This window comes from Fibrobacter sp., assembly GCF_045601785.1.
Taxonomy (GTDB): domain Bacteria; phylum Fibrobacterota; class Fibrobacteria; order Fibrobacterales; family Fibrobacteraceae; genus Fibrobacter.
The window spans coordinates 147,874-161,600 of sequence record NZ_JAZSAF010000057.1 but is presented as its reverse complement, the minus strand read 5'-3'; the positions used below and the strand labels follow the sequence as shown (position 1 = coordinate 161,600).

Annotated in this window: 12 protein-coding genes; 6 read left to right on the top strand and 6 right to left on the bottom strand. The window is 50.4% G+C overall.

Features of this window, described 5'->3' with window-relative positions:
- Window positions 1–19 precede the first annotated feature (19 nt).
- Together ACKI61_RS09270 and serC are read left to right on the top strand one after the other, a co-directional pair.
- The gene (locus ACKI61_RS09270) at window positions 20–544 is read left to right on the top strand and encodes a hypothetical protein (RefSeq protein ID WP_407457450.1); all 525 of its coding nucleotides are present in this window, start codon (window positions 20–22) and stop codon (window positions 542–544) included.
- Between the two features lie 195 nt (window positions 545–739).
- On the top strand, window positions 740–1,846 hold the full coding sequence (gene serC / locus ACKI61_RS09265) for a 3-phosphoserine/phosphohydroxythreonine transaminase (RefSeq protein ID WP_407449927.1): 1,107 nt from the start codon (window positions 740–742) through the stop codon (window positions 1,844–1,846).
- 130 nt (window positions 1,847–1,976) lie between these two features.
- Here the strand turns inward: serC and ACKI61_RS09260 are convergent, their stop codons facing one another.
- The 6 genes from ACKI61_RS09260 to ACKI61_RS09235 all read right to left on the bottom strand — a co-directional run bounded on the left by ACKI61_RS09260 (window position 1,977) and on the right by ACKI61_RS09235 (window position 7,760).
- Window positions 1,977–2,312: a GerW family sporulation protein gene (locus tag ACKI61_RS09260; protein WP_407457449.1), complete on the bottom strand. Its 336-nt coding sequence runs from the start codon at window positions 2,310–2,312 to the stop codon at window positions 1,977–1,979.
- Between the two features lie 88 nt (window positions 2,313–2,400).
- The gene (locus tag ACKI61_RS09255; RefSeq protein WP_407457448.1) at window positions 2,401–3,240 is read right to left on the bottom strand and encodes a hypothetical protein; all 840 of its coding nucleotides are present in this window, start codon (window positions 3,238–3,240) and stop codon (window positions 2,401–2,403) included.
- A 19-nt stretch (window positions 3,241–3,259) separates the two neighbouring features.
- A complete protein-coding gene (locus ACKI61_RS09250; protein ID WP_407457447.1) occupies window positions 3,260–4,126 on the bottom strand; it encodes a hypothetical protein in 867 nt (288 codons plus the stop codon).
- A 17-nt stretch (window positions 4,127–4,143) separates the two neighbouring features.
- Window positions 4,144–4,995 carry an archaetidylserine decarboxylase gene (gene asd, locus ACKI61_RS09245; RefSeq protein WP_407457446.1) on the bottom strand — a complete coding sequence of 284 codons (852 nt, stop codon included), beginning with the start codon at window positions 4,993–4,995 and terminating at the stop codon, window positions 4,144–4,146.
- Between the two features lie 81 nt (window positions 4,996–5,076).
- The gene (locus ACKI61_RS09240) at window positions 5,077–6,927 is read right to left on the bottom strand and encodes a hypothetical protein (protein ID WP_407457445.1); all 1,851 of its coding nucleotides are present in this window, start codon (window positions 6,925–6,927) and stop codon (window positions 5,077–5,079) included.
- 8 nt (window positions 6,928–6,935) lie between these two features.
- Window positions 6,936–7,760 (bottom strand): TIGR02147 family protein, encoded by an 825-nt coding sequence (locus ACKI61_RS09235; RefSeq protein WP_407457444.1) that lies wholly within the window; start codon window positions 7,758–7,760, stop codon window positions 6,936–6,938.
- A 175-nt stretch (window positions 7,761–7,935) separates the two neighbouring features.
- Here ACKI61_RS09235 and ACKI61_RS09230 point away from each other — a divergent pair, with 175 nt between their 5' ends.
- From ACKI61_RS09230 to ACKI61_RS09215, 4 genes are all read left to right on the top strand, one after another.
- Window positions 7,936–8,694 (top strand): hypothetical protein, encoded by a 759-nt coding sequence (locus ACKI61_RS09230; RefSeq protein WP_407457443.1) that lies wholly within the window; start codon window positions 7,936–7,938, stop codon window positions 8,692–8,694.
- 151 nt (window positions 8,695–8,845) lie between these two features.
- On the top strand, window positions 8,846–10,690 hold the full coding sequence (locus ACKI61_RS09225) for a DNA topoisomerase IV subunit B (RefSeq protein WP_407457442.1): 1,845 nt from the start codon (window positions 8,846–8,848) through the stop codon (window positions 10,688–10,690).
- Window positions 10,691–10,796: 106 nt separating this feature from the next.
- Window positions 10,797–11,885: a DUF3300 domain-containing protein gene (locus ACKI61_RS09220; protein WP_407457441.1), complete on the top strand. Its 1,089-nt coding sequence runs from the start codon at window positions 10,797–10,799 to the stop codon at window positions 11,883–11,885.
- A gap of 44 nt (window positions 11,886–11,929) precedes the next feature.
- Window positions 11,930–13,609, top strand: coding sequence for a glutamine--tRNA ligase/YqeY domain fusion protein (locus tag ACKI61_RS09215; protein WP_407457440.1), 1,680 nt, complete (start codon window positions 11,930–11,932; stop codon window positions 13,607–13,609).
- The last annotated feature ends 118 nt before the right edge of the window (window positions 13,610–13,727 follow it).

Sequence of the window (13,727 nt, the reverse complement as noted above, 5' to 3'; positions counted from 1 at the left end):
GTTTTTAAAAAGGATCATTATGCTTTCTTACGCCGAAGCTTATAAAATCGCCGCCGAAGTCCACAAAGGTCAGACAGACAAAGCAGGTGGCCCCTACATTGATTTTCTACAGAACGTCGCCGACTACCTGAAGAACAAGGGCGAATCCGAAGAAGTGCAGACGCTCGCTATTTTGCAGGACTTGATTACCTCTTCTACCAAGAAGACTCCGGAAGAAGTCATTGCGATGGGCGTGCCGGCAGACATGGTCGACATGATCCAGAAGATGACCTACCACAAGAATCAGGGTTGGATCGATGAATACAGTTGCAAGCTAATGGCCGAAGGAGTCCCTGCCGAAGAAGCCAACTATGAAGCACGCGAAAAAGAATTCGTGAAGTTCATGGAAACGCTCAAGGCAAACCCGCTGATGGCAAAGGCCAAGAGCGCCATTCTGAATGTGCTCATGGACGACAAGTACATCAAGCGCCAGGAACGCCGCGAACTTAAGACCAAGTTCCGCCTGAAAAAGTACCAGGCCGCTATCGAAGCCCTCGGCGTTTAACGTCCAAAGCTATCGACTGATAGCAAAGCAATCAATTTTGATCAAGCCCCGTCCATTCGGGGCTTTTTTATATCCGCTCATCAAAATTTTTTATTGCTTTCAATGTAGCCGAAAAAGCCGTATTTTGCTATTTTTACGCGCGTAATTTAAGAGTCCCCGTAAACCATGCGGGGCAAAACAAAAAGGAACACAACCATGGCAAATAAAGTCTATAACTTTAGCGCAGGACCGTCTGTCCTGCCCGAACAGGCACTCAAGGAAGCATCTGCTGCATGCATCGACTTCGAAAACAGCGGCATCAGCATTCTCTCCATGAGTCACCGTTCAAAGCCGATTGAAAACATGTTCGCCCAGACGGAACAATACCTCCGTGAATTGATGGGCATCCCTGAAGACTATGACATCGTTTTCCTCGGTGGTGGCTGCTCCCTTTTGTTCTGCATGCTCCCGATGAACTTCCTCGACCAGGACGCTACGGCAGACTACGCTCTGACTGGCGTTTGGGCAAACAAGGCTTACAAGGAAGCCAAGCAGTTCGGTAACGCTCTCGCCGCTTGCGACACCAAGTCCGAAACTTACAGCCGCATCGACAAGAACCTCAAGCTCAGCGACAACGCCAGCTACCTCCATGTGACGGCCAACAACACCATCTACGGTACCGAATGGCACAACTTCCCGAAGCCGAAGTCCGGCTTCCTCATGGCTGACGTGAGCTCCGACTTCCTCGCCCGCAAGATCAACGTGTCCGACTTCGGCGTTGTGTACGGCGGCGCCCAGAAGAACATCAGCTGCGCTGGCGTGACTGTTACCATCATCAAGAAGGGCCTCCTCGGCAAGGTGAACCGCACCATCCCGACCATGCTCAACTTCCAGACCCACATCGACGCCGCCAACATGTTCAACACTCCTCCGGTATTCGCCGTGTACGTGATGAACCGCACCCTCAAATGGCTCAAGGAATTCGGTGGTGTCGAAGCTATCGAAAAGGTGAACCGCAGCAAGGCTGCTCTCCTTTACAGCGCCCTCGACAACTCCAAGGTGTTCGTCGGTACCGCTGCCAAGGAAGACCGCTCCATCATGAACGTTCCGTTCGTGTTCAACAAGGACGTGGTTGCCGCTGACAAGGCTGACGATCTCGCCAAGGAATTCCTCGAATTCGCAAAGGCCCGCGGTTTGCAGCAGCTCAAGGGTCACCGCTCCGTGGGTGGCTTCCGCGCATCCATCTACAACGCGATGCCGGTCGAAGGCGTGCAGGCCCTCGTTGACTGCCTCGGCGACTTCGAAAAAAAGGTTCTCGGCTAATATAGATTAGGGAAGGCTTACGCCCTCCCTAGAACCTACCTTACACAAAATAACCCGCTTAACTCTGAGTTTTTTCTCTAGGTGGCGGGTTATTTTTATGGGCATACGCCCTTGGCGTATGCGGATAAATTTATTCTGCGTCAGTTTTCTTGCTGAACTTGTTCACCACGTCGGGCACGATGTCCATGACCTTACTGACAAGCGAACTGTCCTTGCTAATGGGCATTACGCGCACGTCGTCGCCCTTGATGACGAGGAAGGCCACCGGTTCGACCGAGGCACCACCACCAGAAGCGGAGGTGTCCCCTTTGTTCTGGTGACCACCAAAACCGAAGCCCACCGACACGCGACTCACGGGCACGACCGTGGATTCTCCGGCCTGAATGGGGTTACCGATAACAGTCTCCGCCTGCGTAATAAAACGGAGCTTTTCCAAAAGAGTTTCTGCAAGTTTTTCAATAGCCATGACTTTAATATAATAAAAACAGGTATGGGGTATGAGGTCGGCGCTTCGCACCTTTGAGCTATGAGCAGCAATAATCGCGCCGAAGACGCTAGTATCGCGCTTCGAAAATGCGGTCGCTGGCGGTAAAGAACGTACGTTCCAAGTCCGGCCACGACATATAGCCCCAAACGACCGCCACACGTCCACCATCAAGCCGACTCGCAATTCCATAGGAGCCTTCTCCCGCTTCGAAATAAATGCAGTCATTCGCCGTGAAAATGTCGCGGGGTTCGACTTTTTTCAAATCGGACGCCCAAGCATCGAACACATCCTGTTCCACCTGATCCCAGCTACGAGCCACATTCCAGCGAAGGTTTCCGTCGCGATAACTTTGCACCAGCACCGGAAAACTATTCCGGGCGCCTAAAAAGAATTTCGTCTGAATGGACGCACGTCCCTGTTCTCGATATTCAAACGGAAGGCTCAAGAACGCCTGCGGAAAACCTCCATGAAAACCGGGGAAACGGCGAACGTAATTTTCAAGATCAGCCCTTTCATAATGACGGTAGCTGTCATGCTTGAAAATGAAGATGTGTCTGTCGGCTCGAAAGCTCTGTTCCAAGAAGTTTCCTCTCAAGATAGGAATGCTTCCCTGAAAATGTCCACTATTCATATAGTAGTCCAAGGCATACACATCACTCTGGAATTCCAAAATGGACACATCGAGCGTATCGCCCAGCATCACCGCATAGCGGTAGTCAAACCGACGTTCCAGCGATGGAATCTCTGCATTTTTGGAAGAGTCTACCGCAAAGGATACAGGTTTCAGAAACTTATATGCGATCTTGGAATAATCGACAGGAACCACTTTTTCTTCTTGGCAGCCCGCAACAAGCATTACAACACTTGCAAGCAGAATCATCTTAAGGAATCGAGAAGAAAAACGCATAGTCACAATTTAGTAAAAATCATTCCGCGTAGCTGCAATATTCACGCAGGGGGCATTTGCGACAATGATCAGTAGAAATTCTGCAAACAAAGCCGTCAGTTCCATCTTCCAGGTAGAACTGCAAGCCATGCGCAGCTACATAGGCGCTCAAGGCATCCACCTTCGATGTTTTTACCTCGACGTTGTCGGAGCATTCCATCAAACGCTGCACAAGCGCCACATACATGTCCGTCGCGAGTTTCTGCTTTTGTAGAGGCTCCAGGTCCGCAAAGCCGTCGCTTGCTGGCCCAAGAATCGAAAGGTAGCGGCGAGCGCCCATCGTTAAAGGCAGTGGTGGCCATTTGGGCGAGGGCGCGCAGTCCAGCGAAAGCCCCACCGGTGCAGGCGCGAGCAAGCGGTAAATGGCTGCGCAAACTTTCGGGCGCGGGTTTCCCTTGCCCATAAAGTAAATTTCTCCAAGGTCACGCCAAAGTTCTTCGGGCGTGCGGGACTTAAGCCATTCCCGCAAATTCCCGTGCCGGCGCACAAAGAGTCCAACGCTCCAGAAAATTCCCGCTACATTTTCAAACAAACTCCAGGTGCGGCAACCGAATGCTGATTCTACGCAAGATTCAATATCCTGCGCCTTCGGCACCGGCAACGTCCAGAGCTTTTCTCCAGGGAATTTTTCATTGAGCGCCTGCAAAAGCGTCACAAATTCCGAGTAGCTCGCGTCTTGAAAAAGCGCCGTGCCTAAAAGAGTCCACGCGATGCGTTCGTTTGCGCCCTTTTCTTGCCTTGCCACCGCAAGCACCGGGTCGTCGATTCGGGCAAACAACCGCACAAACTCTGCCGTTGCCTTGAACAACGCAGGTTCGTCGTGAATAAATCGCTTGACCGAAACCATCGGCAAAACCTAAAATACTAGAGGGCCTCGCCCACCTTCACGGCTGTTCCTACGCGGCTCTGGAAAAGCCCCGGATTCCTTTCGCGGATTTTTTTGTCAACCACGAGAATCACGGTACTTCCCATTTCGAAGCGACCCAGTTCGCCGCCCTTTTCCACGCGGATTTCTTGCGAAGGTTTCCAGTCGTAGCGCTTGCAGTCCCTGGGGAGCTTACCCGCATTCACAAGGAGTTCATCCGTGTAGGCGACTCCGATGCGGCCCACGTTCGTGGCTCCGACTTTTACCACCAACATCTCGGAGCCGTCGTCCAAACGCAAGTGGCTCGTAAGGCGTTCGTTAATGCAGAACAGGCCTTCTACGCGTTCCACGCTCCCCACATTCACCGGCCAAAGCGTACCCGGGCAGTAGCTGGCATCAACCACTTCGGCCTTTGCCGGGCTATGAATGCGATGGTAATTGAACGGAGCCAAGTAAATCGTCGCGAAGGCGCCACCTTCAAAGCGCATCGCCATTTCTTCGTCGCGGAGCAGGTCCTTGAGCGTGTAAGTCTTGCCCTTCGCCTGGATCAGTTCCTGCTTGCCGTCAAAAACAGCAGTTTGCGAAAGCACGCCGTCTACCGGCGACACAATTTCGGAATCAGCAATCGGGCGCATTCCCGGCTTGAGTCTGCGGATAAAAAGTTCGCCGATGTTTGCGTAATGTTCCAGCGGATATTCCGACTCTTCCATATTCAGCTTGTAATAAGCGGCAAAAGCGTTGCGTGCCTTCTTGGAAATCACGGGCAGCTTGAGACGGGTCAACGCACCGAAGGCACGGCTAGCGGCATTCTTCGGCAACAACTTCATAAAGACGTAAAAAGCGGTATTCATACGGGCAAAGATAGAAATTTAAATCATACAGGAATAGCCGCGATTTCTCGCGGCCATTCTTTTTTCTAACCACCAAACTTTTTACTTACCGCACTGGTCGTAAGATCCGAACTTGTCGATGATATTTTCGCCATCCGTGAGGAACTGGAGCTGAACCCTAGCCACTTTTCCAAGGACATCTTCGATCTTTTCGTTAGATTCCTCATCGATATTCCTGAACGCATCCCAGGAGACCTTGCCCCACACCTTGTCATCGGAATAATCGACATCGGCATACCAGTACTTGTTGGCGTCATAGTTGGTGACGATAACAATCCTGATATAGTTGTAAGTGCTGTAATGTATGCAGAAGCCTCCCCATGCACTGATGTCAGCCGGTTCCATGTTCGAACTGACGGTATTGAATCCAATGGAAGCGATGCTGTCCAAATCAATAGTCCCTTCGTCCGTTTTCACATACATCGTAAATTCATGATACTTGCTCACCAAGGACGGAATAGCGTTCCCGTCAGCGTCATACTTCACATCGTCGGGGAAATTGTAATTGAAGACATCTTCTAACTCAAAAGTATTCGTCCAAACGCCGCCAGCCGTTGCACCGGAAATACCAAGGTCTACCTGGTCTCCGTCAGCCGCGCCATCCCATAGGAAACTCTTTCCGGACTTGTAATCGGACGACTCCGTCGCCTTTACATCCTTGTATTCACCGACATCCTTTACCGCAAGGTTTTCTGGCATCAGGTAGCTAAGCCGTTTAATGGTAAATTCCGTACCAGAATTATTTTCCTTTACAAATTTCAGGCGGATGGTCGTCAACTTCTTCAAGATATTATCAGAATTTGACACATCTGCAAATTGATAGCATCTGGTTTCCATATGGGAGGCTCTCTTTGAATCGTCATAAGAGCTGAGAGTCATGTCGTTTTCGTCTTCGTTCTTGGCAAAAGTCAACTTGAGAAAGTTGTTTTCGTCTGCATTCTCGGGAACAAGCTGCATCTCGATATCCATCATGGATTCATACTCGATACATATACCCTTCCATTTTTCCGACACATCTGCCGAATGAATAACTTCCTTACCATTTTTTGTAGATTTTCCCGCAACAAGGAACTGAAGGCCCACATCCGGATTTGAACTGGATTCATCGAAAAAGACGTTTCCTTCATAGCCACCATCCGTAGGTTCGAATTCACCGTAACTGAATTCAATGTAGGCTTTGGTAGAATCTCCGAAAAGACTCCATTTGCCAGATGTTCCCTCGTCGCCTTCGTCGAAGCCCGTGTTTACATGGTCGCCATCCCTCTTGGACCACCACATCTCCCAGCGGACGTAAGGCGTCAACCGCTGAATGGTGAATTCGCCCGATGCACCCGATTCGCCTACAAAGACCAGCTGCACAGAACGCACCTTCTTGACAATGTCAGATCCATCCGTTTTAGCCGATTTTTTCATCTTGAAATCTTCCCAAGATGCGCAACGGCTTTCGTTTCCGGAATCCTTCATATTCAAGCTCACAAAAGGCACATCCTTGTCTACAGAAGAACTTGCGTAGTCCGCCGTATCGAGGCGGATTTCCACATCAAAATCAGACTTGTACGCAATGCATATGCCGTCGCCGTCCTGAGAAAGGTCGGCGGGAGAACCGTCCGGATTGGAAACATCATAGGCGATACCGGCACGGGCAAGGCCATTTGCGCTCGCCTTTTTAAGCGATACACGGCCTACCAAAGCCATCTTATTATTTTCCAGTTTAATTTCAGACCCATCCATGACATTCCAGGCCGTAAGATTATAAGACTCGTTCCAAAAACCGTTTCTTTCTTCCGTGGTGCCATCACTCACCGAAGTTGCCGATTCATTTGAACAAGCGACCAACGCAAGACTACTCAGAAACCCCCAGCATAGAACTCTTGCTTTTGTAAGTTTATTCATATTAACCCTCATTTTTTTTGTGTATTTTTTGACAATGGAAACATCTGCAAGTTCAAACGATAAACTTGATTTGGTTCCTTACAAGTGTTAGCTATCGCTACAATCTTTCTGCGACAGGATTCCAGTTCCCGCACAATTTGTTCATAAGTATCGCGATCTATTCCCATCGTTATGCCCGAAACATCGCGATCATTGACATCAAACTCATCAATTGCCTTCTGTGCAAAGCAAGCCATTTCACGATGCATAGAACGTAGCACCAAAGGCATCACATCGGAATTTCCGACCAAAGCTTTTTCTGTCTGCACATAGACATTCTTGGACTTGCGCTGCAAAATTCCGACACTCACCATAAAGTTCAAAGATTTGCGAACTTCGTCCGCCGTAATCGGCTGCCAGCACATTTCGGCAACAGCTTTAGGTGTGGCACCTGGCATCATGGCCACCAATTCACGCAAAACCGGATTTTTCCAAGATTCAAAATACGTGAAGGCATCTGCATCGACCACTCGAATCTTGTTCGCTTTCGCGATATCCTTCATGCTTGCGAAAGCATTCTTTTTCGTTTCGTCGTCCTTCGCTTGGTTATAATGCACAAGGCTGCGAAAATATGCATATTCGAAGCCACCCAGATTCATGGCCGAAGCAACTCTTTCAATTCCCAATTCACTGAGACTGCTTTTTCCTTCGCACACCAATTTCAAGTATGTCGGTGAAGTGAAGCCCGCCAAGCGGGCAAATTCACGCCATGTAAACGAGCAAGTCCTCTTACGTTCATCGTAAAAGTCCTGCATACAGCTGCGATAATCGCGATATTCCGTTACTGGTTTCACAAAAAAAACTCCTACCCTTTTTCTTTGCATCCTTAATATACCATTTTTTGTATCATCTGTCAATATTTTTATGATACAAATCAAAAAAAAACTTTTTTTTTCGCGCAACTTTTTTGTATCTTTGGGGCACCGTAAACCTATTACACAAATTAATATCAGTTAGGAGATAAATTAAATGCTCAAAAAAATCATTCTTGCAAGTGCTCTTGCAGCGGCTTCATCCTTTGCCGCGTGGGATTTGTTCCCTGTTCTTGAAAATCATAAGGGACAGACTATGGTCATCTCTTCTTACAGGACCACCTCTATCGAGGATAAGCAATACCACAGCCTTAATCTCTATTTCGGTTCCCGTTACACGGTATTTCCGAACCTTGAACTTGCGCTCATCGTTCCGTACCATGTATTTTCGTACTATGGCGGAAACAAAATAGGGACGGACGGAACTGGTTCAATCAGTCTTTTTACACGTTACCAATTTATTCCCACCATGAACGTGTTTGCGGATATTTATTTTCCCAATGAAGGCTACTACGATGATCCATGGTATTTCCAATTCGGCTTGCAATATTCAAGGAAACTAAATCAGTTGCTCAACTTCGGATCTCAGCTTTCTGTTAGAACAAACACAAAAGGAGAGGGTGAAGACGTTCCTTTATCCACATCCGCTGCGTTGGAACTTGATTTTACCGTTACAGAAAACTTTGCCCCATACATAAGAACGAACGGGACACTGGATCTCGGAGCGTTCTCAGACCATGGATACCAATTCTCTCATGGCGGTGGAGATTTATATCTTTCCTCGGCTATCGGTGTGAAATACGACTTTAACGAAACCATTTCTATCGATGCCTCAGGTTCAATTGGCAAAGTGGTTAACGAAGATGACAGTTCCCTTGAAATTGGTGCAGCTTTGGCCTTTTTGCTGAATTTCTAAAAAAGCTATTGGGTCGGCATTATTTTACTGCACGCTTGCGCACTACCATTATTTTTTGTATATTGTGTCCGGAACGATTTTGACACTCAGCTGTCAAAAAAAATGTTTATCTTTGTACCGACAAAAATTTTAACGAGAGTTTCTAATTACTATGGCAGCAGCAAAGTATACCGAAGACAGCATTAGAACACTGGAATGGAACGAACATATCCGCGAACGTCCGGGTATGTACATCGGCAAGCTCGGCGACGGCAACAGCCCCGACGACGGCATTTACGTGCTGGTGAAAGAAATTATCGACAACTCCATCGACGAATTCGTGATGGGTGCCGGCAAGCAGATTATCATTGACATCGAAGACCACAGCGCCCGCGTGCGCGACTACGGCCGCGGCATTCCGCTCGGCAAGGTCATCGACTGCGTATCGAAGATTAACACCGGTGGTAAGTACGACTCCGAAGCCTTCCAGAAGTCCGTGGGCTTGAACGGTGTGGGTACCAAGGCGGTGAACGCCCTTTCGACCAAGTTTATCGTCAGGAGTTTCCGCGACGGCCGCGTCAAGGAAGCCGAATTCAGCAAGGGCAAGCTTGTCCGCGAAGAACGCGAAAAGAATACGACCGAAAAGAACGGTACCGAAATCTATTTCGAACCGGATGCCAGCATTTTCAAGAATTTCCGATTCTTGCCGGGCTACATGGAAGAAAAGGTATGGAACTACGCCTACCTGAACAACGGACTTTCGCTCGTGATGAACGGCAAGACCTACAACAGCCCGAACGGCCTTCTGGACCTGTTGCAGAACCACGTGGACGATTCTATCCGTTACCCGGTGGCCCACTTTAAGGCAAATGATATCGAAGTCGCCTTTACCCACGGCAACCAGTACGGCGAGCACTACTACAGCTTTGTGAACGGCCAGCACACTACGCAGGGCGGTACGCACCAGCAGGCCTTCCGCGAAGGCATTGTGAAGGGCGCCCGCGACCATTTCAAGAAGGACCTTGACCCGGCCGACGTGCGCAACTGCATTATCGGCGCCATCTCCGTGCGCATCCAGGAACCGGTTTTCGAATCGCAGACCAAGACCAAACTCGGCTCGACGACGGTCGCTCCGGGTGGCGCCCAGCTGCGTACCTGGATTGTAGATTACGTGGCCTCGCAGCTCGACAACTACCTGCACAAGAATCCGGAAACCGAAAAGGCCCTTTTAAACCGCATTACGCAGAACGAACGCGAACGCAAGGAAATCGCGGGCATCAAGAAGCTTGCGAACGACCGTGCGAAAAAGGCGAACCTGCACAACCGCAAGCTGCGCGACTGCAAGATTCACCTGACCGACGCGAAGAACGCGCTCAACCGCGAAACCATGATCTTCATTACCGAAGGTGACTCTGCATCGGGTTCCATCACCAAGGCCCGCAACGTGCAGACGCAAGCGGTGTTCAGCTTGCGCGGTAAGCCGCTCAACAGCTTCGGCATGACCAAGAAGGTCGTATACGAAAACGAGGAATTCAACCTGTTGCAGCACGCGCTCGATATCGAAAACGGTCTCGAGAACCTCCGCTACGACAAGGTGATTATCGCGACCGATGCCGATGTGGACGGTATGCACATTCGTCTTTTGCTGATGACCTTCTTCTTGCAGTTCTTCCCCGAACTCGTGGAACAGAAGCACCTGTTCATTCTGCAGACGCCGCTGTTCCGCGTGCGTAACAAGCAGGTGACCAAGTACTGCTACGACGAAGTGGAACGCGACAGGGCTGCGAAGGAAATCGGCAAGACCGGCCTCGAGATTACCCGATTCAAAGGTCTCGGCGAAATTTCTCCGGAAGAATTCGGCCAGTTCATCGGTGAAGACATGCGTCTTGAAACGGTGGTGCTTCCGCCCGACGCCTCGTTCGGCAAGATGCTCGCCTACTACATGGGGAACAACACTCCGCAGCGTCAGGACCACATCGTACAGAACCTCCGCGCCGAAGCCGTGGAAGAACTGTAATTTTTGCCAAAATGCAGGAAACCGGATCTGCCCCGCGGAAACCCTGATACCGCTCGGACAACGCAGACCGGTTTTTTGTATAATATGTAGGTAACAGGAGGTAAACATGTTTACCGAATCAAAAAAATTTTCTGCAGGGCTCAAAAGAGTATGGCTGTGGTGCGCAACGGCAGCCATTCTATGCCTACCCGCAACAACTTTTGCAAACGAGCAATTTAGCCCTGCAGAGCTGGACACCCTTGTATCAACAATCGCACTTTACCCCGACCCCCTACTGGTGCAGGTTCTTGCAGCATCGGTTCATGGAGATGAAATTCCGGGGGCATCCGACTGGGCTAACCAGCACAAGAATCTCAAAGGAAAAGATCTCGCCGAACAAATCAAGCTCGAAGAGCTCCCCTACGATGAAAGCGTGCAGGCGTTGATTCCGTTCCCGACCGTACTTGCAACCATGGCAAAATACCAGGTTTGGACGGATCAGCTGGGCGATGCGGTCGCGACGCAAAAAGAGGCCGTGATGGATGCGGTTCAGCGAATGAGGACTTCGGCGCTCCACCACGGACATCTGCAAAGTAACGAACAGGTGAAGGTCATCAAGGAAAAGACCATTGTCATTGAACCCGTGCAGAAGGAATATATATATGTTCCTGTATATAATCCACGCGTAGTCTACTACACCTATTCTAGAGGATACCCAGGACTCACCTACCGTTCCGGAGTATGGATTGGCTCCTATTACGACCCCTGGGGATGGAATACAAGCCGTTTCGAATGGGACACGCACCTGATCTATGTCCACGATTACCGCTGGTACCATAACAGGCCGCGCCCGCGCCATCATCATTACGCTCCTCCTCCCCCGAGGTACCATCATTCGGCCCCGCCGAGAAATGATCATTACGCGGTTCCTCCCAGCAGACCCACAAAAGTTCCGATGAACCACCATTCAGCGCCTCGCAACTACACAGCTCCGCAGCCGACATTCAACAAGACCAAGGCCGACATTCAAAGGGAGGCCGCCCACACACCAAGAACCATGACCATTCGAAACTCCAATGACGATTGGCAGGACGATTATGCCGAACAAAACAAGAGACAGAATTTCGGCAATGTCAACTCGACCCGAAGCAGTGGTAGCAGCAACCGCAGCGGCGGAAGCAGACACGGCGGTTTCGGCAAGAGCATAAGAAAATAACCATTTTACTATATTTTGCGGCGTTAAAAACTAAAGGATTAACCATGGAAATCCCTGAATCTTCGAATTTTGTACAGGACATTATCGTTAACGATCTCAAGACGGGCAAGCGCAAGAGCGTGCATACCCGTTTCCCGCCCGAACCGAACGGTTACATCCACATCGGACACGCCAAGTCCATCTGCCTGAATTTCGGTACAGCAAACAAGTACAAGGACTTCGGCGGCATCACGAACCTCCGTTTCGACGACACGAACCCCACCAAAGAAGACGTGGAATACGTGGACTCCATCCGTGAAGACGTGAAGTGGCTCGGCTTTGAATGGAAGGGCGGCGAATACTTCGCCAGCGACTACTACGACCAGATTTACGCTTTTGCCGAAAAGCTGATCGAAATGGGCAAGGCCTATGTAGAAGACCTGACCCGCGACGAGATGCAGGAATACCGCGGTAACGACGCCGGCAAGCCGAGCCGTCCGAGCCCTTACCGCGACCGCAGCGTGGAAGAGAACATGAAGCTCTTCCGTGAAATGCGCGACGGCAAGTATGCCGACGGCGAAAAGTGCCTACGCGCCAAGGTGGACCTTTCGAGTCCGAACATGAACATGCGCGACCCGGTCATCTACCGCATCAAGCACTGCACCCACCACCGCACCGGTGACAAATGGTGCATCTACCCGATGTATGACTTTGCGCACCCGCTTTCCGACTGGATCGAAGGCATTACGCACTCTATCTGTACGCTTGAATTCGAAGCTCACCGTCCGCTGTACGACTGGTTTTTGATTGAACTGGGTCTGGACAATCGCCCGCAGCAGATTGAATTTGCCCGTTTGAACCTCACCTACACCATGATGAGCAAGCGTAAGCTCCTCGAACTGGTGCAGACGAAGGCCGTAATGGGCTGGAACGACCCGCGTATGCCGACGGTCTGCGGTTACCGCCGCCGTGGTTTTACCCCGAGTTCCATCCGCGAGTTCTGCGACCGCATCGGCGTTTCCAAGGCCGACTCCATGGTCGACGTGAACTTGCTCTACTTCTGCATCCGCGAAGAACTGAACCAGACCGCGAACCGCGTAATGGCGGTGATTGATCCGGTCAAACTCGTGATTGACAACTGGGAAGCAGGCAAGGTGGAAATGATCGAAGTGGAAAACAACCCGAACGATCCGAACGCAGGTACCCGCCAAGTTCCGTTCAGCGGCGAGCTCTACATCGAAGCAGACGACTTTATGGAAGAACCGCCGAAGAAGTATTTCCGCTTGAAGCCGGAAGGCGAAGTTCGCCTGAAGGGCGCTTACTTCGTGACCTGCAAGAGCGTTGAAAAGAACGCCGACGGCAAGGTGAAGGTGATTCACTGCGTTTACGACCCGCTGAGCAAGGGTGGCGAAACTCCCGATGGCCGTAAGGTCAAGGGCACCATCCACTGGGTTTCCGCCGCTCACGCCGTGGATGCCGAAGTGCGCCTGATCGACAATCTCTTCACGCTCGAAGACCCCTCGGCAGTTCCCGAAGGCGAAGACTGGCACGACTACCTGAACCCGGAATCCATGGTTGTGAAGCAGGCCAAGGTGGAACCGAGCCTTGCAAACGCAAAACTTGAAGACCGCTTCCAGTTCATGCGCCAGGGCTACTTCTGCCTTGACAGCGAGGATTCCAAGCCGGGCCACCTGGTGTTCAACCGCACGGTTGGCCTGAAGGATAGCTTTAATCCGACAAAATAATGTGAGGTGAGAGATGTGAAAGGCGAGGTTAAACGATCCTCATTTCACATTCCACATTACATTTCTAGCTTAGAAAATATTTTATACAAATTAAAATTCAACATCCTAGAGACTTTTC

What these genes read in the sequence shown, in the direction of transcription:
- ACKI61_RS09270 (WP_407457450.1), top strand. Translation starts at nt 20, where the DNA reads ATGCTTTCTTACGCCGAAGCTTATAAAATCGCCGCCGAAGTCCACAAA.
- serC (WP_407449927.1), top strand. Translation starts at nt 740, where the DNA reads ATGGCAAATAAAGTCTATAACTTTAGCGCAGGACCGTCTGTCCTGCCC.
- ACKI61_RS09260 (WP_407457449.1), bottom strand. Translation starts at nt 2,312, where the DNA reads ATGGCTATTGAAAAACTTGCAGAAACTCTTTTGGAAAAGCTCCGTTTT.
- ACKI61_RS09255 (WP_407457448.1), bottom strand. Translation starts at nt 3,240, where the DNA reads ATGCGTTTTTCTTCTCGATTCCTTAAGATGATTCTGCTTGCAAGTGTT.
- ACKI61_RS09250 (WP_407457447.1), bottom strand. Translation starts at nt 4,126, where the DNA reads ATGGTTTCGGTCAAGCGATTTATTCACGACGAACCTGCGTTGTTCAAG.
- asd (WP_407457446.1), bottom strand. Translation starts at nt 4,995, where the DNA reads ATGAATACCGCTTTTTACGTCTTTATGAAGTTGTTGCCGAAGAATGCC.
- ACKI61_RS09240 (WP_407457445.1), bottom strand. Translation starts at nt 6,927, where the DNA reads ATGAATAAACTTACAAAAGCAAGAGTTCTATGCTGGGGGTTTCTGAGT.
- ACKI61_RS09230 (WP_407457443.1), top strand. Translation starts at nt 7,936, where the DNA reads ATGCTCAAAAAAATCATTCTTGCAAGTGCTCTTGCAGCGGCTTCATCC.
- ACKI61_RS09225 (WP_407457442.1), top strand. Translation starts at nt 8,846, where the DNA reads ATGGCAGCAGCAAAGTATACCGAAGACAGCATTAGAACACTGGAATGG.
- ACKI61_RS09220 (WP_407457441.1), top strand. Translation starts at nt 10,797, where the DNA reads ATGTTTACCGAATCAAAAAAATTTTCTGCAGGGCTCAAAAGAGTATGG.
- ACKI61_RS09215 (WP_407457440.1), top strand. Translation starts at nt 11,930, where the DNA reads ATGGAAATCCCTGAATCTTCGAATTTTGTACAGGACATTATCGTTAAC.